Genomic DNA, 22,951 nt, shown 5'->3' on the forward strand with positions numbered 1-22,951 from the left:
CAGCAGATGTCGACGTCGTGGCTCGGCGCGCCGAGGAGCGCGTCGCGCACCCAACCGCCCACGATCCACGCCTCGAGCCCGGCGCCCTCGAGGGCGGCGAGCGCGGCGAGCGCGCCCGCGCTCGGACGGGTTCCGTTCAGCGCGGGCGCCGGCACGGAGGCGGCCCCGGCTGCCTGCTCGAGCTTCGCATCCATCGCGCGCCTCCTTACCTCTCGCGGCGACCTGGCACCCGCGCCGGCCAGCCGCCTCCACAACCTGCAAGATGGCAGCCAGGCATGCGTCCGGGCCGCCGGCCACGCCCGTGCTAGCAGGCGAGCGTGCCCATCGGATCCCACGGCGCGAGCACGGTGGGCTCGGCCTCATAGGCCGCCAGCTCCTCGTCCGTGAGGTACTTCTTATCGACGACGACCTGGTAGACGTACTCGTCGAACCAGGCATCGGACGCGACGTCGTAGCCCTTCTTGCCGTGCTCGTCGCTCCAGCTGTTCTCGATGCGCCAGCGCGTGGGCACGCCGGCCTCGTTCAGGTTCACGCCCTGCAGCGTCATGGCGTGCGTCATGACGGACTCGCCGTAGTCCAGGCGGGCGGCCTTGTCGAGCCCCGTCTCGATCGGCAGGCCGAAGAGCGTATCCACGTCGAGCGCCGCGGGGTCGAGCACGCCGTCGGCGGAGAGGAAGCCCTGGTCCACGTCGGAGCCGAACCACACGGGCAGCCCGTCCTTCAGCTGAGCCACCGCCACGCGCTTGAGCGCGTCGATGGGCAGGTTCACGTAGCGCACCGTGCCGTCCTCGACCACGTTGCCCAGGTACTTGACCGTGTACGAGCGCAGGTAGGGCTTATCGGCCGTGGGCGCGCTGATGATGGAGACGTAGTCGTCGAGGTTCATGTCGACGAACTCCGCGAAGAACTGCTGGGGCGTGTAGGTGCCGCTCGCCTTGAGCTCGTTCTTCTCGTCGCGGATGCGCACCTCGAAGCTCGCCGGCGGCTCGCCCAGGCAGATGGCGAGCATGCGGTAGACGCCCTCCATGAGCTCCTGCTTCACCGCTCGCGCCTCGTCGGCGGTCGCGGCGGCGGCGAGGGCGTCGCGCAGCCGCTTGGCGCCCGCGCGCAGGTAGCGCGTGAGGTACTTGTTCATGTCGCCCGTGTTGCTCGAGCAGACGGTCTCCGGCATGGCCTCCTTCGGCACGACGCCGTACTTCTTCACGAGCGAGCGGAACATGTCCCACTGGCCGCCGTCGCAGAGCGGATCGGCGAGCAGGTAGGCCACCTCGCGCGAGGTGAGCTCCTCCCCCGCCGTGGCGATGATGTTCTCGAAGAACCAGTTCGCGCGCTCGTACTTGTCCCAGAAGAGCGGGTAGGCCTGGGAGAGCTCGAAGGTCTTGATGCCGAGCTTCTTCATGATGCGGTAGCGCATGGTGTTCAGGCTCGCGAACATCCAGCAGCGGCCCGAGCGCTTCTGATCGGTGATCTCGCCCTGCTCGAGCTGAATGTCGAACGTCGTGGTGGCAAGCGCCGCCACCTCGGCGTCGCGGGCTGCGGCGCGCACGCCAGAGGAGGTCACGGCGTTGCGGGCGATGCGGGCGCAAACATCCGCCTCGAGCGCCTCGCGGCAATCGGCGGTGAACTCAGGCGTCAGAGAAACACGTTGATCCATAGGAGCTGGTTCCCTTCCTTGCTCGAACGTACATATCGACCCCGCTAGCATACCCTCATTGGGCGCACAGCGACAGCAAAAAAGCGCCGCGCCCCCGAATCGAGGAGCGCGGCGCCCGTCTTCGGCATTGAGCCGAGGCTACCCAGCGGAACTAGAGCTTGCGCACCGTGACGCGCTTGCTGTACTCGTCGACGTGCGCGAAGTCGCCCAGGCCGACGCTCTCGGCCACGTTGGCGCCCGTCGCCATGGCGAGCTTCATGGCCTCCTCGACGTTGTCGCGGTCGTGGTACCACTTGAGCAGGAACGCGGCGAGCGTGCAGTCGCCGGCGCACACGGAGGACACGAGCTTGATGTTGAAGTCGCGCTTCGCGTACCAGATGTCCTCGCCGTTCGAGAAGTAGGCGCTGCCGCGGCTGCCCATGGTGAGCAGCACGTTCTGCACGCCGGCCTCATGCGCGAGCGCGAGCGCGCGGCGGGCATCGTCGTCGGTGTCGATCTGCACACCGAAGATCTCGCGCATCTCGTGGTGGTTCGGCTTGATGAGCAGCGGGTGCGTGGCGCAGAGCGTCTTGAGCTTATCGCTCGAGAGGTCGAGCACCACGTCGGCGCCACGATCCTGGGCGTGCTTCACGACCTGGTCGAGGAAGTCCTTCGAGGCCTTGCGCGGCAGCGAGCCGGAGACGATGAGGCACTCGAGGTCGCCCGTGGTGTCGAGGATCTTGTAGAGCTCCTGCTCGCCCTGGGGCGTGAGCACGGGACCGGGGTTCAGGATGCCGTACTCGTTCTCGCCGTCGTTGAAGTAGGAGTTGATGCGCGTGACGCCGTCGATCCAGACGGGGCGGCACAGGCAGCCGGAGTTCATGGTCTCATCGACCACGTACTTGCCGGTAAAGCCCGCGAAGAAGCCGAGCGCCACCGAGTCGACGCCGAACTTCTTGAGGGCGAACGACACGTCGAGGCCCTTGCCGTTGGCGGTGTAGCTCGCGGACATCGAGCGGACGTTCTCGTTCGGGACGAGCGAAGGGCAGGACACGGTCATGTCGACGGCGGGATTAGCGGTGAGCGTGTAGAACATGAACAGCCACCTTCCTTTCACAAGAAAACTGCACGGCGCAAAGGATAGACGCGCCGTGCAGCGAATGCAAGCGAAGTTGCGAGAGCTTTCCATTCGCTAACAAAGGAAATGCCCTCGCTCAGAACCGGGGCGCGGGCCGAACAACCTGTCCGCGCCCCGGTCGCGAAATGCGCTGAACGCCTACTTGCGCGCGGCCTCCTCGAGCGCAGCCTTGACCTCTTCGGCGGTCTTGAGCTGCATGACCTTCTCCTCGAGGGCGTCGGCGTCGGCCTTCGTCCACTGCGAGATGGTCTTGCGCGTGCGCAGGACGCTCGGGGCGGAGACGGAGAACTCCTCCATGCCCCAGCTGATGAGCAGCGGCGTGAGCAGCGGGTCGGCCGCGGCCTCGCCGCACATGCCCACCATGATGCCCTTCTCGACACCGCTCACGATGATCTTCTTGATGGCGCGCAGCACCGCCGGGTAGTACCAGCTGTAGAGGTAGGCCACCTTGTCGTTGCCGCGGTCGGAGGCCATGGTGTAGCCGGTGAGGTCGTTCGTGCCGATGGAGAAGAACGCGGCCTCGTCGGCGAGCAGGTCGGCGATGTTGGCGGCGGCGGCCGTCTCCATCATGACGCCGACCTCGATGTCCTTGTTGTAGTCCACGCCCTCGGCGTCGAGCTCGGCCTTGCACTCCTCCACGAGCGCCTTCACCTGGCGGAGCTCCTCCATGCAGGTAACGAGCGGCACCATGATCTTGATGTCGCCGAACGCGCTCGCACGCAGGAGCGCGCGGAGCTGGACCTTGTACTCATCGGGGTTATCGAGGCAGTAGCGCACGGCGCGGTAGCCCATGAAGGGGTTGTCCTCCTTCTGGAGCTTCAGGTACGGGATCTCCTTGTCGCCGCCCACGTCGAGCGTGCGGATGATCACCGGGGCGCCCTTGAGGGCGAGCGCCACGTTCTGGTAGGCCTGGAACTGCTCCTCCTCGGTGGGCAGCGAGGTGGCGTCCATGAAGAGGAACTCGGTACGGAAGAGACCGATGGCCTCGCCGTCGTGCTCGAGCGCGGCGGGAACGTCGCCCGGACCGCCGATGTTCACGGCGAGCACCTTGTGCACGCCGTCGGCCGTGGTGGTCTCCTTGCCGCGGAAGGCCTCGAGCGCGGCCTTCTCGGCCGCCATGGTCTCGGCCTTGGCGGTGTAGTCGGCGAGCGTGGCCTCATCGGGGTCGAGGATGACCTGGCCATGCGTGCCGTCGACGATGGCGCGGGCGCCGGGGCGCATGGCGGCGCAGCTGTTCACCACGGAGAGGACGGCCGGGATCTCGAGGGCGCGGGCGATGATCGCGGAGTGCGAGGTACGGCCGCCGACCTCGGTCACGATGCCGGCGACGTTGTCCTTGTCGATGGTCGCGGTCATGGACGGGGTGAGGTCGTGCACCACGATGACGGACTCGGGCGGGAGCGTGGAGAGGTCGACGACCTCCTTGCCGAGCAGCTCGCACAGAAGGCCGGTGCGGATGTCGGCGATATCGGACGCGCGCAGGCGGAACATCTCGTCATCCATGGCGAGGAACATGTTCTCGAACATGGTGCTCGCCTCGACGAGGGCCTGCTCGGCGCAGACGCCGCTATCGATGAGGTTGTTGATCTGATCCGTGAGGCCGGGGTCCTTCGCCATGGCGATATGGCCGACCATGATCTCGGCCTCGTTCTCGCCCACGGTCTCCTTCATGCGCTCGGCCTGGGCCTCGGTCTTCTTGCAGAAGGCGCCCAGGGCGAACTGATAGCGCTCACGCTCGGCGGTGCGCTGATCCTCGGGGATCGTGACCGGCTCGAACGTCAGATCGGGCTCGACCGCCACGACGACGGTACCGATGCCGATGCCCTCGGATGCGTTGACTCCCTCGAACATTGCGTGTCCTCTCTCCGTGCATTGCTGCCAAGGGGCAGCTCAAAAAAGCGCAGGCACCCGCAAAAGGCACCTGCGCTCACCTGATGAACTACTTGCTCACGACGCCAGGCGGGGCAGTGTGCTACTCGCCGAGGCCGCTCTTGATGAGGTCGATGGCGGTGGTGAGGGCGTCAGCCTCATCGGCACCGTCGCAGCGGATCTCGACCTCGGTGCCGCAGGGGATGCCGGCGGCCATGAGCGCCATGGGGGACTTGCCGTTGACCTCCTTCTCGGGGGTGACGACGGTCACGTCGCAGGCGAACTTGCCCATGGTGGACGCGAACAGACCCGCGGGACGCATGTGAAGACCCTGGGGATTGATAAGGGTGACCTTCTCAGAAACCATAGCTTGTCTCCTTCTGTTCTACACGCCAGCGACGGCCGACCCGTCGCGAGGCTGACATACGACAGGCTTAGTGTACCTCAATCGTGTGCTAAAAGTAACAGAATACGAATGATGGCAGGTGTTTGGACGAGACGGAAACATAGCGGGCGGAGGGCGGAGTGAATGCGGCAACGGAGGTGCCGCTCCGCGGCCGCGTGGAGGGGCGGTATCGAGGTACGATGCCGGAATCATACATAGGATACGGTTCGAGATGCCTGGTCGCAGCCGCTGACGAAACGCTATTCATCTCGCCCCCTCCACACGAACCAACTACAGGCTCATTATTTATAGCCTCACCTTGGCGGGAGCAGGGTGCTCTTCGCGGAACCGTTCCACAGGGGTCGGCTCGTCGCCATACAACCGCTCTGCGGCCTCCGGACAAAGAGCGCGCAATAATGCAACGGCATCTTCATCCGCAGCGAGCGGCGATGGCCTTCCATTTTGTGGATCAAACAGGCGCTCAGCGTGAGCAACCCGGTTGCGCACGCGAAGAATACCGTCCAGGCGCGGCTGAAGATTCCGGCGATTAGTCCCCTTCGGCCATGCTCGATAGAGGAAGGTTCTCCAGATAACCGCTTCACGGGAACGATCCGAGAGATGAACCCAAAACCCCAGCGTAAGGTTAGATACAACCGAACCGGACGTTGCGCCACTTGGCAGTCGCCCGATCACCGCGTCGATCGCCTTCCGGTTAATCCGGTTCGCGTCGAGTTCTCCGCGCTTCGACCTCCGCATAACAGGCCTGCGCGCAGGCGATGCGTCGTCCAGCAACCAGTGCGCATCACCATGCCAGCCCTCACACATCACCCTGTCGTAGGCGTTGCGCAGCGCAACCTCAAAGTGGGAGATATCGCGCATGAGCACTTGCCCGAGCGCAACGTTCCATTCATAGAGCGCAAGTGCACGATCGATGTCGCCCTCGCAATCCGCAAGATAGGGTGCAAGGCGCTCGGACGAAAGCCAGCGTTCCGCCCATGCCCTAGTCGAGCAGTCCGAAATGTTGTCGCCTTGATGGAGAAGAGACTGTTCGGACGCGAATGCCATCGAACACCTCCAATAGATATGATTGAGGCCCGGTGACTTGCGTGCAGAGGTCATTCCCGGGCCCATCGCTATATATCGTACCCATTTTCACGAAAGCCGACAAGCAAAGTTAGGGGAAACACGCCTTACACCGCAACCGTCGCACAAGCCTCGTCGAAGTAAACTATAAGCGGTTCCGAGATATGCAGCTCACGCACGCGCCAAGAAGGTGATTCCCGTGATGTACCCGTATATGACCCTCGAAGACGGGACGGAAGTCGTCCATTCCCAGATCCTGCACGAGGATGGCCTCGACAAGGTGCTTGTCCATTTTGAGCGCCCGAACGAGCACGGGTTCGACTCCGCTCGCTGCGAGCTGCCCTCGTATACATGGACCGCGTGGGAGGGCGCGTTCTCAGACGCGGAAGTCGAACGGTTCGAAGAGTTCCTGCGCGACAACGCCCACCTCCTGTATCGCTACGCGTCAAACGGAGGGCTGAAGGTTGCCTAGCCTGTTTCTTGTCGGCGGATACCGGAGCTTCTTCTGGTCGAACGAGAACAACGAGCCCGTTCACGTTCATGTTTAAGTGCGGGCGCGGCGGGGTTCGTCTATAATCGGGGGCACGGCAGCATAGTCCGTCACATGCGCCCATAGCTCAGCTGGATAGAGCAGGAGACTTCTAATCTCAAGGTCGAGGGTTCGAATCCCCCTGGGCGCACCAACCGCACATGAGCGCGACCCGGATGGCAGCATCCGGGTCGCATTCGTTATGGGCGTCCGCTCCCATGATGCAACACCTTGCGAGCATAATTATGCTATTGCTGATGCGGGTATACTAAAACCGTTAAAAGAAATAAAAGATGCTAAAAAAGTTAAAAGCTGCTAAAATAAATAAAAGCATCGAAGGAGCGAAGCATGCAGGCATCAGATACCTCGATCCTCAAACCGTCAAACCCCTTCACCCCCATATTCGGCAAAGTCCCCCCCTATTTCGCCGGCCGTGAATCAATCATCGACGAAATCAGCTCGGTATTCCAAGATCCGGACAACAATCCAGACCGGTGCACGTTATTCGTGGGAGCGCGCGGGACGGGCAAGACCGCACTCCTCACGCACCTCGGCCGCATCGCCGAAGCATCCGGATGGATCTGCGCCGATGTCACCGCCTCGAATGACATGCTCGAAGAAATCCGAGCACAGGCAGAGCGCGCGGCGCAACACCTCATCTACAAGGAGGACCAACGCACCATTACCGGTTTGAACATCGCTGGCATTGGGGGAATCTCGTGGTCTAAGGAAAATCACCGACCAGAAACGTGGCGTATCACAATGAGTGACCTGCTCGAAAAGCTCAGCGAGATGCACTGCGGCCTGCTCATCACCGTTGACGAGGTCGATCCGGACCTTGAGGCGATGGAGCGCCTCGTCACCACATACCAGCACTTTGTGCGTGAAGACCGAAAGGTGGCCCTCTTCATGGCCGGCCTTCCCCACCGCATCAATTCCCTCGTCTCCGGAGATTCAACCTCGTTTCTCCGCCGCGCTGCGCGCTATCAGCTTGGCTCCATCCCTCGGTATGAAGTGGTGGAGGCGTTTCGCCTCACCGTTGAGAGCGGCGGCAAGACGATCGACGATGGGGCGCTTGCGTACGCAGCGGACGCGATCGAGGGCTTTCCCTATCTCTTTCAGCTCGTTGGCTATCGCTCATGGAATGCGTCAAGCGACCATGGAGCCATCTCGCTTGAACATGTGCAGCAAGGCGCGAAACTCGCCCGCGAAGAGCTTGCGACGCGCATCTTTGACGCAACGTATTCGGAGCTCTCCGAACATGACAAGGCATTCCTCATCGCCATGTCCGAAGATGAAGCGCAGTCGAAACGCTCCGATTTGATGCAGAGGCTGCAGAAACCTTCAAGTCATATCACGGTCTACAAAAAGCGCCTCATCGAACAGGGCATTATCGAGGAGACACCTGGCGGCGCGTTCCGTTTTGCCCTGCCCGGATTCAAAGAGTATATCCGCGGGCAGGCGAGAGACGAGGCGAGCGACTAGCTCAGGAGCAGCTACACCCCACTACTGGTTGCGGTATGCCTCGCAGACCTCGGCGACGGGGCCCTCCATGCGCTTGACGCCCTTCTCGATCCACACGGCGGTCTGGCACAGGTTCTCAACCTGGTTGATGTCGTGGCTCACGAAGAGCACCGTGACCTTGCCGGTGTCGATGAAGCTCCGGATGCGGTTCATGCACTTCTCCTGGAAGAACACGTCGCCCACCGAAAGTGTCTCGTCGACGATCAGGATATCCGGCTCGGTCACCGTCGCGATGGCGAACGCGATGCGCGCCACCATACCGCTTGAGTAGTTCTTGAGCGGCATGTCCATGAAGTCGTGCAGCTCGGCGAAATCGATGATGTCGTCGATGTGCTCGTCGATGAACGTCTTCGTGTATCCCAGGAGCGCACCGTTGAGGTAGATGTTCTCGCGCGCGGTGAGCTCGATGTCGAAGCCGGCGCCGAGCTCGATGAGGGGCGCGATGTTCCCGCGCACGACGCACTCGCCCTCGGTGGGCTCGAGCACCCCGGCGATGATCTTGAGCATGGTCGATTTGCCCGAGCCGTTCGTGCCGACCAAGCCGACGACGGAACCCTTCGGCACGTTGAAGCTCACGTTCTTCAGCGCCTTGAATTCCTTGAAGAAGAGCTCGCGGCGCGCAAGCGCGATGAAGTACTCCTTCAGGCTGTTCAACTTGGCGCTCGCCATGTTGAACACCATGGTCACATCTTTGACCTCGATGGCATATTCCTGCTCGTTTGTCGCAATCTGCTCAGACATGGCCCCGCCCTAGATGTAGAGGATGAACTTGTGCTCGGTCTTCTTGAACACGAAGATGCCGATCGCGATCATCACAACCGCCCACACCACGCAGAGCGCGACCGTCTCGAAGGACGGAACCGTCTGCCACAGCACGATGTCGCGCATGAACTGGATGTAGTTGTACATGGGGTTCAGCCGGACGACCGCGAGCACGAACCAGGGCGCGTGGTTGTCGACGAGCATCTGCGCATCCCAGAACACCGGGGTGAGGTAGTTCCAAGCGGTGATGACCACGCCCCACAGGTGCATGACGTCGCGGAAGAACACCGCGGCGGCCGATAGCAGCAGACCCAGCCCGCTGCAGAACACCACGAGCAGCAGGAGGCAGACGGGCAGCAAGATGAAATGCCAGGTGGGTACCACGCGGAACCACAGCATGACCGCCAGGACGGCGACGAACGAGAAGGCGAAGTTCACCAACGCGAAGAGCACCTTCTGCACCGGGAAGAGGAAGCGGTCGACCTTGATCTTCTTCAGCAGCGAGGAGGCGTTGATGATCGAGGTCATGCCCTGATTCGTGGAATCGCTCATGAAGGCGAAGGTGATGTTGCCGATGATGAGGTAGAGCGGGTAGTTCTCGATGTTGTATCGGAACATGTACGAGAACACGACGCTCATGACGATCATCATGAGCAGCGGGTTGAGCACGCTCCACACCACACCCAAGATGCTGCGGCGATACTTGAGCTTGAAATCGGTCGAAACCAGCTGGCGAAGAATGAAGCCGTCCTTCGAGAACGTGCCCGAGACGTAATTCGAATGATTCGCTGAGCTATCTGCCACGATCGCTCCCCTACCTAATCTGTCGGTTCAGACATCGGATAATCATACCTGTTTTGCTTCGCGCAGCGCCGCGCACGCACCAGGCAACACATTTCATCTGCCATGCTTGCCCTCGCGCACCAGATCGTCGATGAGCTGCACCGTCGATTGGTACGCCACCCTGCGCGCGAACTGCTGCTCGGCGATGCCCCGCGCCCGCTTCCCCATGCGCTCGCGCGCCGCGGCGTCCTCGATGAGGCGCACGAGCGCGGCGGACAGCGCCGAGGCGTCGCCCGGCTGGACGTTGACGCCGAAGCCGTCCTCCTCGACCTTGTGGCGGAACTCCGCGCCCACTGCGGCGTTGATGAGGGGCTTCCCCGCGGCGAGATAGTCGCCAATCTTGGTCACGATGCTCTGCGCCGCCTTGCCCACCAGCGAGTTCACCAGGATGTCCGAGGCACAGAGGTACGCCGCCATCTTCCGGTAGGGCTGATACCCCAAAAACTCGACATCGCACCCGGTCTCGGACGCGGCCTCGAAGAGGTGCGCTCGCTCTCCCCCATCGCCCAGCAGTTTCAGCTTGGCCTCGGGGTGCGTGCGCTGCACCTCCGCCATCGCGCGGATGAGCGTGTCGATGTCGTAGCAGGCGCTCAGCGTGCCGGCGTAAGTCACCCAGAGCTCGCCGGCGGGCTTTTCGATCTGGCCGGCGAACTCCCGGGCACCTTCGTCAAATTCGTCGATGTCGTTGCCAACGTAGACGACGACCTTCGGGATGTCCTGGCCGCGATCCTTGAACGCGCGCGACGCGTACTCATCGGAGGTGCCCACCACAGCGTCTGCCAGGGCATAGGCCTGCTTCGCCTGCCGGTAAAACGGAGCGAAGAGCACGTCCGACAGCACGGGGACGTCCAGCGCCACGCGGAACGCCTCCGGCCAGAGATCGTTCACGTCGATCACGAACGGGATCCCGTAGCGCTTGGCGGCTCGCCCCGCCGCGAGCGTCGCGTCGTTGGGCGGGATCTGGCAGTAGATGAGGTCGTAATCGTGGTGCTGCTCGAAGTACGCCGTGAGGTTCTTCGCGGCGATGCGGTGCGACCAGATGCGCTGGGGGCACATGTTCGCGGGGTAGCCCGGCTCGTCGATGAAACGGACGGCGTAGGCGTCGGTCGCGGGGTCGAAGGATGCGTCGCGATGGCGTTTATCCCAATGCTGGAAGCGCGAGGTGATGAAGTCGACCTCGTAGCCGTGCTCGTGCAGCAACTGGGCAAGGAAGGTGTAGCGCGTCGCGCCCCTGACCTCGTCTCCGAGCTTCGCATCGATGCTGAACACCGCTATACGGCCTCGCGACGGCATCTCTCCCCCTTCCTGTAGCCCGGTGCCATATATCTCAAAACGTCATTGTATCGGAACGCGGGCGCGCGCACGCCGCCTACGCAATACCCCTACACGTGCCGGCGTCCGTGCAGCCGACCGACGGTATCGTATCCGATGCCGAGCCGGTTAAGCACCAGCGCCTGCCGGTAGCGCCGGTTGCCCCAGCACCACTGCTCCTCGTCGATTCGCTTGAGCTCGGCGCGGAACGCCCGGGCTCGGGCGCGGCCGCGGCGGCGGTCATCGTCGAAGAGCAGGGCGATGTTGTAGTGCGTGTCGATGATGAGGTGCACCTTGTATGCGAGGTAGGCAAGCGACTCGGACGTGAAGTCGTCTGCATGGGCACGACATGCGCGCAGGTAGCGCAGGAGCTCGAGCACGACGCGCTCGTGGTCGTCCCAGCGCTTCACGTAGTTCGCATGGCTCACGCTCTGGTTCGCGTTGCCCACGAGGTACTGGTAGACCTCGAGGTCGAGGAACACGATACTCTCCGCCGGGACGGAAGCCTTCACCACGTACTCGTAATCCTCGTAGAACGTGTGCTCGAGCAGGCGCACGCTCGCGTCGCGCATGAGCTGCGTGCGCACGGTGAGCGTGTGAATCATGATCTGGGACGAGATCGCGGGGTCGCGGCATACGGTCGAGAACGGCAGCACCTGGCCGGTGACCGTCCCTGCTACCAGCGGGAACAGCTTACTTGCGCCGGTCTTCATGTCGACCTCGCGCTTCTCGTCGACGACCAGATCCGCATCGAGCGAGCGGAGCTGCTCGATCAGGCGCACGAGCCCCTCGGTATCCACCCAATCGTCGCCGTCCACGACGCGGAAATACGTGCCGGTCGCGACGGCGAGCCCGGTATTGATGGTGGAACCGTGCCCGCCGTTCTCCTTGGAGACGAGCTTGAAGATGCGCGGCTCACGGTCCACGTAGCGCTGCGCGATCGCGGGCGTGGCGTCGGTGGAACCGTCGTCGACGACGATGACCTCAAGCGCATCGGCCAAGCGCTCATCGCACAGGGAACGCAGCCCACGCTCTAGATACGTCTCGACGTTGTACGACGGAACGACGATGGAAAGCACCTTAGCCATGTGGTTTACCTTTGCCTCTTCAGTTTTGCGTACAGCGAACCCAAGCGTGAGCGTACCACATGCACGAGCCTGCCCAGGACGAGCATGGGCGCGGGGCGGCCGGTCTTGATGAGGGCAAGGCACGCCTCTAGCGCGACGCCTCCCCGGGAGTGGGCGCCCTGCACGAGCGTCGTGAAGAGCGAATCGTCCGCGAGCGCCCGGCACCAGGCCACGCGGTCGGCATGGGACATCTCGGCACGCTTGTCGCAGTTGCGCTCGAGCGCCGAGATGATGTAGCGTCCGTAGAGCGAACCCAGACGGGAGCGGGTCTCCGCGCTGTCGAGCCCCCAGCGAACCTGCTGGTAATAAAGCGCCTCGATGCGCATGCGATGCTCGGAATAATAGTTCTTGTCGAAGCGGTTCGTAAGGTTGGCGCGCAGGCGCTTCTTGTAGTGATAGAGCGGCTGCTGGATGAAGACGGCACGGGCAACGCGGTCGAACACCTCGACGTTGAACAGGAGGTCCTCCGCCAGCATGACATCTGGGAACCGCGCGGACCCTATGGCCTCGCGGCGATACACCTTGTTCCATGCGTAGCCGTAGAGGGTGGATTCCTCCAGGTCGAGTACGGCGCGATGGAGCGCGTCGCCCGCGAGGACACCGGATGCCGGCGGCAGCAGGTCCCGCGTCGCGCGCAGTGCACCCGCGGCGTCGTAGGTCTCCTCCCGGCAGCCGAAGACCGCGACGTCAGCGCCTGATTCCTCGAGCGCGCCGAGCGCCTCGGGCAGCAGCGCGGGTTCGAAGTCGTCATCGGGGTCGAGAAACCAGATGTATTCGCCGCATGCGTGCGCCAGGCCGGTGTTACGCGCTGCGGCAGCGCCGCGATTGCGGTCATGGTGGACAGGTTTCACGCGCGCATCTTGCTGCGCCGCGCGAGTGAGAGCCTCAGCCGTCCCATCGGTCGATGCGTCATCGACCGCGATGAGCTCCCAGCCCCCGAACGGCTGAGCCCGCAGGCTCTCGATCACGGAACCGAGGTACTGCTCGACGTTGTAGCAGGGCATGATGATGGAGAGCGACGGCTCATAGGAGGCAGTGCCGGCATCTGCACCAGCCAAATCAGCGCTCCCGCTATTACCCCTCACCTCAGTCAAGCCCAACCCCCAAAGCTCGCACATTAGTCGCCAAAGGCCGCTGTTGCTCTAAAGGCAACCTCGCGCATGAGATATAGCATACGCCCCACCCGTGGAATACGGGGGCACGGGCGACCGAGAACTTGGAAGTAGAAGCGCTTGCGCTTCGCGCTCAGCATGGGATGCTTCAGCACCAAATCGCCGCGCATAGCAGAGAACATCGTCCGCACGTGTTCAAGCAAAACCGGATGATTCCATCCAACCGTTTCACCCATGAGCGTTGCGTAATTGAAGCCACGCACGCAGTGGGCGGACAAGAGCTTGTCCGAGTCCAAACCACGTTCCTTCATATGGTCAAGCATGGTCATCCATCGCTCGAATGGCATGGCGACCCGCTCATCCGAAAGCGCAGAGCCCGCTTGTTTGGGCAACTCAAGTCGGTAGTGGTAGTAGGCCCTATCGAGATAGACGATCCGCGCGCTTGCAAGTGAATCAATCAAAAATGGGTTGTCTGCCCAACCCGCCCCAGGATACGGAATGAATCGGACATCTCGCTCCAAAAGAAACTCACGTCGATACAGGCACGACCAAATCGCAGGATGCGTTTCGAGAAGCATCGGCGCATCTTCCAGCGCAAACGGACGCGAGCTGGTCTTCATCCTTCGGTGAAGCCGACATGGCCTCTCTGCCATGGTGTCCGGATTATCCCAGAACGCCACTTCAAACCAAGGCGTTTTCACCACATCGACGCCGGCATCGAACGAATCCGCGAATGCGACCATGTCGGCAAACATGGCGGCGTCGATCCAGTCGTCCGGCTCAACGATCGCAACCCATGTGCCGCGCGCCAGCTGAATCCCACGGTTGCACGTGGCGCCGTAGCCTTCGTTCTCTTTGTCGACAACCACGATGCGGTTATCCCGGACAGCGTGTCTTCTCACGATATCGAGCGATGCATCGCTGCTGCCATCGTTCAGACATATGATCTCAAGATCGCGCAGCGTCTGCCCCTCGATGCTGTCCAGGCATTGGTCTAGAAACGCCTCGACGTTGCAAATGGGGACAACTACGGAAACCAGCGGTGTGGGACGGTCACTCATGAACTCGATTCCTACTCTCACATTTCAGGCGCGGCGCGCCCCTACTCGTCCGTCATCTCTTTCCTTCGTTCGCGCCCGGTACGAAGGCGCCCTATAATCCCGCCGATTCCCTCAGAGCGGAACAGCCCCCATGCCTCGCCCAGCAGATACCTCGTGCGATTGGGCGTTTTGAAATCCTCTATCGGCAAGTCCATAACCTTGGCGAAGAGCTCGCGGCGACGCGGGCTGATTGCAGGACACGCGAACACGCGCTGAGCGTCCATGCGCGAGAACATGCGCTTCATGCCTTCCTGAACGACCGGATTATCCCAGCCGTCATCGTGAATTGCCCCCTCGGCGTATGCGAACGCCCTCATATAGTGGGCATCCCATATCCCGCCATCCGTAACCGCAAGGCGCTCCATGATGTCCGTCATATCGCACCAACGGTCAAACGGCCGTCTGATCGCCTCGACGGAGCCATGGTTCAACGTGGAGCCGGGAAGGTCCGCGCGGTACTGGTAGTACGGTTGATCGAGGTAGATGATAGCCTTCGCTTGGCAAAACGTTTCAACCAGGAAGGGGTTATCCGCCCAGCCCGCCCCGGAATACTCGGGAAACCGTATCGAGCATTCATTAAGAAAGCCCCTACGATACAACGCTGACCAGATAGACGGATGCAAAGTGATGAGAATCGGCTCATCGGCCAGCACGAAAGGATGCGTCGACGTCTTGATGCGACGCGCAAGGGGGCTCTCCGTCGAGTACTGTTTCTCGGGATCATCCCAATCCTGAACGTTGAACCAAGGCGTTTTCACGATATCGATCTGCTCGTCAAAACGCGAGGCAAACGCAAGCATGTCGGCATACATATCCGGTTCGATCCAGTCATCGGGCTCGACGATGGAGATCCATTCCCCGCGCGCCTTATCAATTCCCAGGTTGCAAGCGGCGCCATATCCTCCATTTTCTTTCGAAATGACGTGAATTCGCTCATCCCGCGCGGCGAAACGCTCCAGGATGTCGGGTGAGCCATCGGTGCTGCCATCGTTGATGCACAGCACCTCAAGCGCGCGGTGACTTTGGGCAAGAATACTCTCGAGGCATTCAACAAGATATTGCTCGGCGTTATAGATCGGAACGATCACGGAAACCATCGAGTCAGCGTCAGTTCGCATGCCGAACCGCCTTTCAATGCAGCCATACAGCTTAGAAATTCAAACGATACTATACTAACAGCGACGCTTTTTCGTTCGAACCGGTACGCCATCGTTTCATCGGAGGTTCCCGTGCCCCGTGCCTCGGTCATTATCCCCTGCTTTAACTGCGAGACCTTTATCCGTAACACGGTGCGAAGCGTCCTTGCGCAATCGTTTCGCGACTTCGAGCTCATCTGTATCGACAACAATTCAACAGACGACACGCCGAAAATCCTGAGCGAGCTAGCTCACATGGACGCTCGAATTCGCGTGATACCCGAGGCGGAGCCGGGCGAAGGACCAGCGCGCGATGCGGGGCTCGATGCAGCAACAGGCGAATGGCTTTACTTCCTTGACGCTGACGACCTCATGAAACCCGAGCTGTTGGAGCGTGCAATCAACCGAGGTGAGCAAACCGGCGCGGACATTGTCATCTTCAAAACCAGATACCTCGATAACCAGACGGGAGAACAGCGCCCCTGCCCTGAGTGTTTCGAGACTACGTGGATCGACGAATGGGTGGAGCCCGGTGTCTTCACGCCTCGCCAAAACCCCTCCCGCATCTTCAATTCATTTCAGAACTGGGTTCACAACAAGCTGTACCGCTCGGACTTCATCCGAAAAAGCGACATTCACTTCCAGCATATCCACCGCATGGCCGACATCCTCTTCACCTGCCGCGCCCTTGTGGAAGCACGGCGTATCGCCCTCCTCGATAAGGAGCTCCATCTGTATCGCACGAACAATCCGCGCAGCGCTTTATTCACCGCCGACGAGCACCCCCTCGATTTCTACGATGCGTTCTTGGCGCTCAAACGCCGTCTTGAGGCATCGGAGACGCTTGGGCTCTACAGCGACTCGTTTGTGAATTGGGCAGAGGAGGCCGTCGCGATGAATCTCTACCGCAGTTCATCATTTGAGGCATTCTCGACCATCGTCGATGAGATGAAGCGAAGCGGTCTAGAAGAGCTCGGCATCGCCGACTTCCCCCGCGAACGCGTCTATCAGCCGCTCCGTCACGATTGCTGTATGGCCATCAAAGACCTGTCACCCGCTGAAATCGCTTTCTATTACTTCGTGCTCGAACGCCGTCACATGAACCAGCTTGAAACGGAGATCTCTCGCATCAAGGTCTCGGCCACGCACCGCGTCGGCAAGCTCATAACGAAACCGCTCGTGAGCATGCGCAGGTTGGCCATGCGGAGCTAACGGTTCACGTCGGGCAATTCCCACCAATCACTCATGCGGTCGAAGTTAGGGTTGATCGCCGGATCGCCTTCGCAGAAGAATACGGGATGTTTGGAGATGATGTAGCTCTTCTCTCGCAGCATACGGGTTCGCGTCCGAACATCCTCCGCCTCGCGGGCGCGCGTCGAGAACTCTCGGTGGTACAGCAACGCGTACGGCTGATAGACAACCTTGTACCCGCCCTCTCGTACCGACAGGCAGAAGTCACCGTCGTTGAATCCGACAGCAAACTGCTCATCATATCCGCCGACCATATCGAAGGTGTCACGCGAAACCATCTGGCATGCACCCGTAACCATCGCATATTCCTGGGGGAACCCCGCAGAGTAGGCGTACCCGAGCTCCCTTCGTGAGAGGTTGCGGTTCACATGGGCGAAATCATGACGGGCGTTCGCGATCATGCCCGCATGCTGAACCAAGCCATCTTCAAACAGCAGCTTTGCACCCACCAGCCCCACATCGCTCATCTGCAGGAAGCCAAGCATCTCCTCGACCCACGCGGGCTCGATAACCTCGGTGTCGTTGTTGAGGAAAACCAGAACCTCTCCCGCGGCCTGCGCAGCACCGAAGTTCACCAACGCCGAGTAGTTGAACCCGTTTTCAAGGGGCGTGCCTTCTGGAAGCATCTCGGCATTCCAGTAGACGACATGCACGCGCGCATCTTGCTCGAGCTCGCGATAGCAATCAAACGTTTCCATCTGGACGCTGTTGTTTTCCACAACCACGACCTCAAGGCGAGGATATGTCGATTTGTCCAAGATCGACGCCACACACCGTCGCAACAGGCTTGCGTGATCCTTGCTCGGGATGACGATGCTTACGAGCGGGAGCTCCTCGGGCAATGCGTATTGGACGCGATACGTGCACGAAAGCGGTCCATCCTTAACGCGACCGGCCTGTCCGACGCGCGCGAGATGGCGCTCGAGGGCGATGCGCCCCGCGGTATGGGCATACGGCTTTTGCTCCGATCCGCCTGCCGTGGAGCCGTCATGCTCTCTCCAGTGATACAGAACACGTGGAATATGCCGCATGCCTCGCGCGACTTCGAATGCCTTGAGCGTCAAATCATAGTCTTGCGCGCCTGACACATCGGCAGCAGACCGCTCGGTATGGTTGAGCACGTATCGACTCACCATGAGGAAACGGTTGACATAGTTATACGACCTGAGCTTTATGATATCGGGCGCGGACTTAAACGCCGGATTGACGAACCTGTCGTCGCAGAAACGATCCTCGTCGCAATACAGAACATCAACCAGCGGGTCGGCTTGTATCTCGCGGATGTACCACCACAGGGCATCCGGCTCTAAAAAGTCATCGTGATCGAGGAAAGCAACGAAATCTCCGGTAGCAACCTCAATGCCAACGTTGGTGTTATCGGAAATGGACTGATTGGCAGCCTCGACCACCTTGATCCGGGCGTCCTGATATCCCGCAAGTACACCTTGAACCCTGACATCTTCGGGACTTGCATTGACGAGCACGAGCTCCCAATTGGGATAGGACTGGGATAGAACCGAATTGATGCAATCGCTGAGGTACCGGGGATTCGTCTTAACCACGGGCACAACGATGGAGATGTACGGCCCCCGCATAGAGAGGCACGCGACGCGCTGCGCTTCAACCTGCTCACTGGTCGCACGATGCTCATCAAACCATGCACCATAGGTACGCGAAGCAGCTTGCCCCGTTGCACGGCACCGCGCATCATCGAGCATCACATTCACAGTACTCGGGAACCCGCAGGCAAAACCAGAACAAGTCGGAAGCCCCTCAAGTGATACGCTGGCGAGGAGATGACGCATTTCATCTGGAACAAGCACCGAGAACGTGATGATGCGCTCCATCCCATCGGTTGTTTTCGAGGGGACAACGTGATCTTCCAAGACCGCGTAATCGAGCTCGATGGGATTCAGTCTGCCATCCTCGAAAGCAACCCGCAAACTTGCCGCATCATCTGCCGTTGGGAAGCTCGCGCGAAAGCGCCATACGTTTTGTCGCTCCTCGCCCGGCCAGACCTCGACGAGTTCGGCTCTGGTTCTCGAGGCGCCCCTACGGCGCTCAATTCCCCGCATGAATGCGACGAGCTCTGGCCTTCTTGACGAAAGCATGCGAGACGCCACAGCAAGCATGCGCGGTGAGTGAGCCACCGTAGCAATCACCTGTCCCTCACCATCGATCATATCGATAGAGAGAGCCCGATCTAGCAGAGGGAATGCTACGACGACGATGCGGCGATCCGCACCAATGCCCAGGTCGAATTCAGAAGCCGAAGAAGAGTCATAGAGCGCACATGGAACAGGCCTGCGGTTAGGACGAGCATGCACTTCCGCCCTGATACCGCAACCAAAAGGAGCCTCGAAGGCTGCGTAGCCTAAGCCGTTCCTGCCTCTGCATGAGCCGATGTGCTTGCACCGTTTGTCCATGACACTACCCTATTGCTCTTCGGCTTACCCCATATACGCAGCGAGCGACTCGCGCCAATCCCTCGGAGCGAACCCCACCGCTTTGATCTTATCGAGCGAGAGCGTGCTGTACACGGGGCGTGGGGCAACCGGACCCGCCGCAGAGGCGTAGTACTCCGTGGTGCTCACCGGCTGCACGGCATCGCCGTTACCATGCGCGCGCTCGAATACGAGGCGCGCGATCTCTGCCCAGCTGGCGGACTCGCCCGATCCGGTAACGTTATACGTGCCGAATGCCGCCGGTTCGAGGGGGATCTCGGAACCGTCGCGATAGCCCAGGAGCCAGAACGCAGCCTTCGCCATCTCGTCGGTAAAGGTCAAACGGCCAATCTGGTCGTTCACCACCGTAACGTGATCGAGCCCGTCGGCAGGATCCGCCACGCGGTCGGAGAGCCCCTTCATGGTCTTGATGAAGTTGCGCCCGTCGCCGATCACCCAGCTTGAACGCAGGATGTAGTGAGCCGGACAGCTCGACACGGCGATGTCGCCCGCCGCTTTAGACTGGCCATACACCGAAAGCGGGGCGAACGGCTCGTCCTCATCGTGCACCTCCACCGTGCCATCGAACACGTAGTCCGAGCTCACATGCACGAGCGTGATGCCGTGCTCTGTGCACGCGCGTGCCAGCAGCGCGGGACCCGTAGCGTTCGCCTTCCACGCAAGCACGCGTCCCTCGGGCGTCTCGGCGCGGTCGACCGCCGTGTAGGCGCCGCAGTTGATCACCGTGCCGTACAGGCTCCAATCATATGCATCGTATGCGGCGGGATCGCTCATATCGAACGTATCGATATCGCAGTAGTCGAAGCTCTCCCCCAGCCCGCACTCCTCCGCAAGCGCTCGCACAGCGCGCCCCAGCTGTCCGTTCGCACCGGTCACAAGTGTGCGCTTAGGCTGCATGGGGGCAACATCGGCAAGCATGGGGTGGTTCTTGTCCGCCTCCGAGATCTCGCATTGGTCGAGCGGGATGGGCCACTCGATCGCCAGATCGGGATCCGCAAGGTTCACGAACGTATACGTCTTCTTGAGCTCGGCAGACCAATGGGCGTCGACCAGATAGGTGTATGCTGTACCGTCTTCGAGCGCCTGGTACGAGTTACCCACGCCGCGCGGGACGAAGATGGCCTTCGAAGGGTCGAGCACACAGGTGTACACGTGCCCGAAGGTGGGGCTTCCCGCACGGAGGTCGACCCACGCGCCGAAAACCGAACCGGTTGCGATAGAGATGAACTTGTTCCAGGGCTCCGCATGGATGCCGCGGGTCGCGCCGCGCTCAACGTTGTAGCTGATGTTGTTCTGCACCCAGCGTAGATCGGGCAGGCCGAGGCCGCCGACCATCTTCGCGCGCTGCCAGTTCTCCTTAAACCAGCCGCGCGCATCGCCATGGACAGACAGGTCAACAACTACCAGGCCGGGAATACCGGTCTGCTGCACGGAAAGCTCTTTCTCGTATTCAAGCGCCATGTTGTACCGTTCCCCCGATCGTCCTACTGCCCCTGCGCGGCATACCTGGCTTCGGTGGCCTCCTTCGCGGGGCGCCACCAGGCCTCGTTGTCGCGGTACCAGGTGATCGTCTGGTCGAGACCCTCGATGAAGTCGGTGTGCCTGGGCTCCCAGCCCAGCTCCCGGCGGAGCTTCGAGGCGTCGATGGCGTAGCGGCGGTCGTGGCCGGGACGGTCGCGCACCCAATCGAAGTCGTCCTCCGGCAGCCCGAAGGCGCGCAGGATCGCGCGGAGCACCTCGATGTTGCTACGCTCGCCGTCGGCGCCGATAAGGTACGTCTCGCCGATCACGCCCCTCGTAAGGATCGTCCACACGGCGCTGGAGTGGTCGTCCGTGTGGATCCAGTCGCGCACGTTCCTGCCGTCTCCATACAGCTTGGGGCGGATACCGCACAGGATGTTCGTGACCTGGCGCGGGATGAACTTCTCCACGTGCTGGTAGGGGCCGTAGTTGTTCGAGCAGTTGGAGATGGTGGCGCGCACGCCGAAGGTGCGGTGCCAGGCGCGCACGAGCAGGTCGGACGATGCCTTGGTGCTCGAATATGGGCTCGAGGGGCGGTAGGGCGTCTCCTCGGTGAAGCGCGCCGGGTCGTCGAGCGCGAGGTCGCCGTAGACCTCGTCCGTCGAGATGTGGTGGTAGCGGGTGCCGTACTTGCGGCACGTCTCGAGCAGGCGGTACGTGCCCTCCACGTTCGTGCGCAGGAACGGCTCGGGGCCGGCGATGGAGTTGTCGTTGTGGGACTCCGCCGCGTAGTGGACGATGGCGTCGTGCCCGGGGACGAGTTCGTCGAGCAGGGCGGCGTCGCAGACGTCCCCCACCACGAGCTCCACGCGGTCGGCGGGGAGCCCGGCGATGTTCTCCGGGTTGCCGGCGTAGGTGAGCTTGTCGAGGACGGTCACGTGCACATCCGGGCAGTTGTTCACCACGTAATGGACGAAGTTGCTGCCGATGAAGCCGCAGCCGCCGGTGACGATGATGTTGGTGGGCTGGAAAACCTCTTGCGTCATGCTAATCCTCTTCAATCGCTAGAGTTACTCAATCGGGTGCTTGATGAACATGCCGGCAGCAACTTTCTTGAGATGCTGCCCATACACGCTCTTGCCATAGCGCTCCGCGCACACCTCGAGCGTCGCGCGGTCAATCCAACCGTTCTCGTAAGCAATCTCTTCGAGCACGGAGACGGGGGTGTCCTGTGCGCGCTCGACGGCACGGACGAACTCACCCGCCTCATACAGGCTCTCCATGGTGCCCGTATCGAGCCACGCGTAGCCACGGCCGAGCGTCACCACGGAAAGCGAGCCGTCCTCGAGATACATGCGGTTAAGGTCTGTGATCTCCAGCTCACCGCGCGCGGAGGGCTTCACCTGTTTGGCGAGTTCGCACACGCGGCTGTCATAGAAGTACAAGCCGGTGACAGCATAGGAGCTCTTAGGGTGAGCAGGCTTTTCCTCGATGGAAACCGCCTTTCCCGCCTCGTCGAACTCCACGACGCCGAAACGCTCGGGATCGTCCACGTGGTAGCCAAAGACCGTGGCGCCGCCGTTCTGCTCGGCGTTTGCCACAGCGCGGCGCAGATGGCGCGAGAGGCCGTTGCCGTAGAAGATGTTGTCGCCCAAGACGAGCGCGCACGGCTCGCCCGCGATGAACTCCTCGCCGATGATGAATGCCTGAGCAAGGCCGTCCGGTGAGGGCTGCCCCGCATAGGAGAGGTTGATACCAAAATCCGACCCATCGCGCAGCAGACGCTCGAAGTTGGGCAGGTCTGTAGGCGTCGAAATGATAAGGATGTCGCGGATGCCCGCCATCATGAGCACGGAGAGCGGATAGTAGATCATGGGCTTGTCATAGACGGGCAGGAGTTGCTTACTCGTGACCGTGGTGAGCGGATACAGGCGCGTGCCCGATCCACCTGCGAGTATGATGCCTTTCATGAGAGTTGGACGCTCCTTAATTCGGGTGCACATTTATGGAATAGAGTATCACCAGGAAGAGCGGTAACTGGGCGCGAAGCCTAAGCATCAGAAGGATTGCAGACGAGAAGTGATTAACCACTCTCACTTTAGCTTTCATGTTCATAGCCGAGAATCATAACCGAGAACTCTTGAGCAATTATTACGATGCTATTCCACACGTCACTCGGATTCGAGCGAAACGGACAAATAACAACATCATATTTGCGAAGT

General features: G+C 61.3%; 20 protein-coding genes, 1 tRNA gene and 1 pseudogene. 5 read left to right on the forward strand and 17 right to left on the reverse strand.

What is annotated here, in order from left to right; translation table 11 throughout:
* The 6 genes and pseudogenes from BN423_RS10625 to BN423_RS11080 form a co-directional block, all read right to left on the reverse strand.
* Positions 1-194 (reverse strand): annotated as a pseudogene (locus BN423_RS10625) (CCA tRNA nucleotidyltransferase); the annotation flags it as partial.
* Positions 195-304: 110 nt separating this feature from the next.
* Positions 305-1,654 carry a C1 family peptidase gene (locus BN423_RS02610; protein WP_019238720.1) on the reverse strand — a complete coding sequence of 450 codons (1,350 nt, stop codon included), beginning with the start codon at positions 1,652-1,654 and terminating at the stop codon, positions 305-307.
* A 151-nt stretch (positions 1,655-1,805) separates the two neighbouring features.
* On the reverse strand, positions 1,806-2,729 hold the full coding sequence (locus tag BN423_RS02615; protein WP_019238721.1) for a 1-phosphofructokinase family hexose kinase: 924 nt from the start codon (positions 2,727-2,729) through the stop codon (positions 1,806-1,808).
* A 180-nt stretch (positions 2,730-2,909) separates the two neighbouring features.
* Positions 2,910-4,622: a phosphoenolpyruvate--protein phosphotransferase gene (gene ptsP / locus BN423_RS02620; RefSeq protein WP_019238722.1), complete on the reverse strand. Its 1,713-nt coding sequence runs from the start codon at positions 4,620-4,622 to the stop codon at positions 2,910-2,912.
* 121 nt (positions 4,623-4,743) lie between these two features.
* Positions 4,744-5,007, reverse strand: coding sequence for an HPr family phosphocarrier protein (locus tag BN423_RS02625; RefSeq protein WP_019238723.1), 264 nt, complete (start codon positions 5,005-5,007; stop codon positions 4,744-4,746).
* Between the two features lie 324 nt (positions 5,008-5,331).
* Positions 5,332-6,090 (reverse strand): Abi family protein, encoded by a 759-nt coding sequence (locus tag BN423_RS11080; protein ID WP_157196230.1) that lies wholly within the window; start codon positions 6,088-6,090, stop codon positions 5,332-5,334.
* A gap of 220 nt (positions 6,091-6,310) precedes the next feature.
* On the opposite strand from BN423_RS11080, the gene BN423_RS02630 reads away from it, so the two are divergent.
* The 4 genes from BN423_RS02630 (at position 6,311) to BN423_RS02640 (ending at position 8,122) form a co-directional block, all read left to right on the forward strand.
* The gene (locus BN423_RS02630; protein WP_019238724.1) at positions 6,311-6,580 is read left to right on the forward strand and encodes a hypothetical protein; all 270 of its coding nucleotides are present in this window, start codon (positions 6,311-6,313) and stop codon (positions 6,578-6,580) included.
* Positions 6,573-6,656 carry a DUF4160 domain-containing protein gene (locus BN423_RS11910; protein WP_143758282.1) on the forward strand — a complete coding sequence of 28 codons (84 nt, stop codon included), beginning with the start codon at positions 6,573-6,575 and terminating at the stop codon, positions 6,654-6,656. The genes BN423_RS02630 and BN423_RS11910 overlap by 8 nt, the downstream gene beginning before the upstream one ends.
* A 58-nt stretch (positions 6,657-6,714) precedes the next feature.
* Positions 6,715-6,791: transfer RNA gene (locus BN423_RS02635), tRNA-Arg, on the forward strand.
* A gap of 194 nt (positions 6,792-6,985) precedes the next feature.
* The gene (locus BN423_RS02640; protein WP_019238725.1) at positions 6,986-8,122 is read left to right on the forward strand and encodes an AAA family ATPase; all 1,137 of its coding nucleotides are present in this window, start codon (positions 6,986-6,988) and stop codon (positions 8,120-8,122) included.
* 21 nt (positions 8,123-8,143) lie between these two features.
* Here BN423_RS02640 and BN423_RS02645 read toward each other — a convergent pair whose 3' ends face one another.
* From BN423_RS02645 to BN423_RS02675, 7 genes are all read right to left on the reverse strand, one after another.
* On the reverse strand, positions 8,144-8,902 hold the full coding sequence (locus BN423_RS02645) for an ABC transporter ATP-binding protein (protein ID WP_019238726.1): 759 nt from the start codon (positions 8,900-8,902) through the stop codon (positions 8,144-8,146).
* A 9-nt stretch (positions 8,903-8,911) separates the two neighbouring features.
* Positions 8,912-9,727 carry an ABC transporter permease gene (locus tag BN423_RS02650; protein ID WP_019238727.1) on the reverse strand — a complete coding sequence of 272 codons (816 nt, stop codon included), beginning with the start codon at positions 9,725-9,727 and terminating at the stop codon, positions 8,912-8,914.
* Between the two features lie 93 nt (positions 9,728-9,820).
* A complete protein-coding gene (locus BN423_RS02655) occupies positions 9,821-11,059 on the reverse strand; it encodes a glycosyltransferase family 4 protein (RefSeq protein ID WP_187367795.1) in 1,239 nt (412 codons plus the stop codon).
* Between the two features lie 89 nt (positions 11,060-11,148).
* Positions 11,149-12,165 carry a glycosyltransferase family 2 protein gene (locus tag BN423_RS02660; RefSeq protein ID WP_019238729.1) on the reverse strand — a complete coding sequence of 339 codons (1,017 nt, stop codon included), beginning with the start codon at positions 12,163-12,165 and terminating at the stop codon, positions 11,149-11,151.
* Between the two features lie 5 nt (positions 12,166-12,170).
* A complete protein-coding gene (locus BN423_RS02665; RefSeq protein ID WP_019238730.1) occupies positions 12,171-13,262 on the reverse strand; it encodes a glycosyltransferase family 2 protein in 1,092 nt (363 codons plus the stop codon).
* A 59-nt stretch (positions 13,263-13,321) separates the two neighbouring features.
* Entirely contained in the window at positions 13,322-14,377 is a 1,056-nt protein-coding gene (locus BN423_RS02670) for a glycosyltransferase family 2 protein (RefSeq protein ID WP_019238731.1), read from the reverse strand.
* Positions 14,378-14,418: 41 nt separating this feature from the next.
* Positions 14,419-15,534 carry a glycosyltransferase family 2 protein gene (locus BN423_RS02675; RefSeq protein ID WP_019238732.1) on the reverse strand — a complete coding sequence of 372 codons (1,116 nt, stop codon included), beginning with the start codon at positions 15,532-15,534 and terminating at the stop codon, positions 14,419-14,421.
* Between the two features lie 111 nt (positions 15,535-15,645).
* Between BN423_RS02675 and BN423_RS02680 the strand changes: the two genes are divergently transcribed.
* Positions 15,646-16,764, forward strand: coding sequence for a glycosyltransferase family 2 protein (locus BN423_RS02680; RefSeq protein ID WP_019238733.1), 1,119 nt, complete (start codon positions 15,646-15,648; stop codon positions 16,762-16,764).
* Here BN423_RS02680 and BN423_RS02685 read toward each other — a convergent pair.
* Genes BN423_RS02685 through rfbA form a run of 4 tightly spaced genes read right to left on the reverse strand, consistent with a single transcriptional unit; the run spans position 16,761 to position 22,699 of the window.
* On the reverse strand, positions 16,761-19,229 hold the full coding sequence (locus BN423_RS02685) for a glycosyltransferase (protein WP_232385476.1): 2,469 nt from the start codon (positions 19,227-19,229) through the stop codon (positions 16,761-16,763). The two genes, BN423_RS02680 and BN423_RS02685, sit on opposite strands and share 4 nt — an antisense overlap.
* Positions 19,230-19,253: 24 nt before the next feature.
* A complete protein-coding gene (locus tag BN423_RS02690; RefSeq protein WP_019238735.1) occupies positions 19,254-20,729 on the reverse strand; it encodes a sugar nucleotide-binding protein in 1,476 nt (491 codons plus the stop codon).
* A 23-nt stretch (positions 20,730-20,752) separates the two neighbouring features.
* Positions 20,753-21,775: a dTDP-glucose 4,6-dehydratase gene (rfbB, locus tag BN423_RS02695; protein ID WP_019238736.1), complete on the reverse strand. Its 1,023-nt coding sequence runs from the start codon at positions 21,773-21,775 to the stop codon at positions 20,753-20,755.
* A gap of 24 nt (positions 21,776-21,799) precedes the next feature.
* Entirely contained in the window at positions 21,800-22,699 is a 900-nt protein-coding gene (gene rfbA / locus BN423_RS02700) for a glucose-1-phosphate thymidylyltransferase RfbA (protein ID WP_019238737.1), read from the reverse strand.
* Positions 22,700-22,951: the final 252 nt, after the last annotated feature.

Source organism: Enorma timonensis, from assembly GCF_000321165.1.
Lineage (GTDB): Bacteria > Actinomycetota > Coriobacteriia > Coriobacteriales > Coriobacteriaceae > Enorma.

Coding starts and splice junctions, on each gene's coding strand:
- BN423_RS02610 (WP_019238720.1), bottom strand. CDS start 1,654: ATGGATCAACGTGTTTCTCTGACGCCTGAGTTCACCGCCGATTGCCGC.
- BN423_RS02615 (WP_019238721.1), bottom strand. CDS start 2,729: ATGTTCTACACGCTCACCGCTAATCCCGCCGTCGACATGACCGTGTCC.
- ptsP (WP_019238722.1), bottom strand. CDS start 4,622: ATGTTCGAGGGAGTCAACGCATCCGAGGGCATCGGCATCGGTACCGTC.
- BN423_RS02625 (WP_019238723.1), bottom strand. CDS start 5,007: ATGGTTTCTGAGAAGGTCACCCTTATCAATCCCCAGGGTCTTCACATG.
- BN423_RS11080 (WP_157196230.1), bottom strand. CDS start 6,090: ATGGCATTCGCGTCCGAACAGTCTCTTCTCCATCAAGGCGACAACATT.
- BN423_RS02630 (WP_019238724.1), top strand. CDS start 6,311: ATGTACCCGTATATGACCCTCGAAGACGGGACGGAAGTCGTCCATTCC.
- BN423_RS02640 (WP_019238725.1), top strand. CDS start 6,986: ATGCAGGCATCAGATACCTCGATCCTCAAACCGTCAAACCCCTTCACC.
- BN423_RS02645 (WP_019238726.1), bottom strand. CDS start 8,902: ATGTCTGAGCAGATTGCGACAAACGAGCAGGAATATGCCATCGAGGTC.
- BN423_RS02655 (WP_187367795.1), bottom strand. CDS start 11,059: ATGCCGTCGCGAGGCCGTATAGCGGTGTTCAGCATCGATGCGAAGCTC.
- BN423_RS02660 (WP_019238729.1), bottom strand. CDS start 12,165: ATGGCTAAGGTGCTTTCCATCGTCGTTCCGTCGTACAACGTCGAGACG.
- BN423_RS02670 (WP_019238731.1), bottom strand. CDS start 14,377: ATGAGTGACCGTCCCACACCGCTGGTTTCCGTAGTTGTCCCCATTTGC.
- BN423_RS02675 (WP_019238732.1), bottom strand. CDS start 15,534: ATGCGAACTGACGCTGACTCGATGGTTTCCGTGATCGTTCCGATCTAT.
- BN423_RS02685 (WP_232385476.1), bottom strand. CDS start 19,229: ATGGACAAACGGTGCAAGCACATCGGCTCATGCAGAGGCAGGAACGGC.
- BN423_RS02690 (WP_019238735.1), bottom strand. CDS start 20,729: ATGGCGCTTGAATACGAGAAAGAGCTTTCCGTGCAGCAGACCGGTATT.
- rfbB (WP_019238736.1), bottom strand. CDS start 21,775: ATGACGCAAGAGGTTTTCCAGCCCACCAACATCATCGTCACCGGCGGC.
- rfbA (WP_019238737.1), bottom strand. CDS start 22,699: ATGAAAGGCATCATACTCGCAGGTGGATCGGGCACGCGCCTGTATCCG.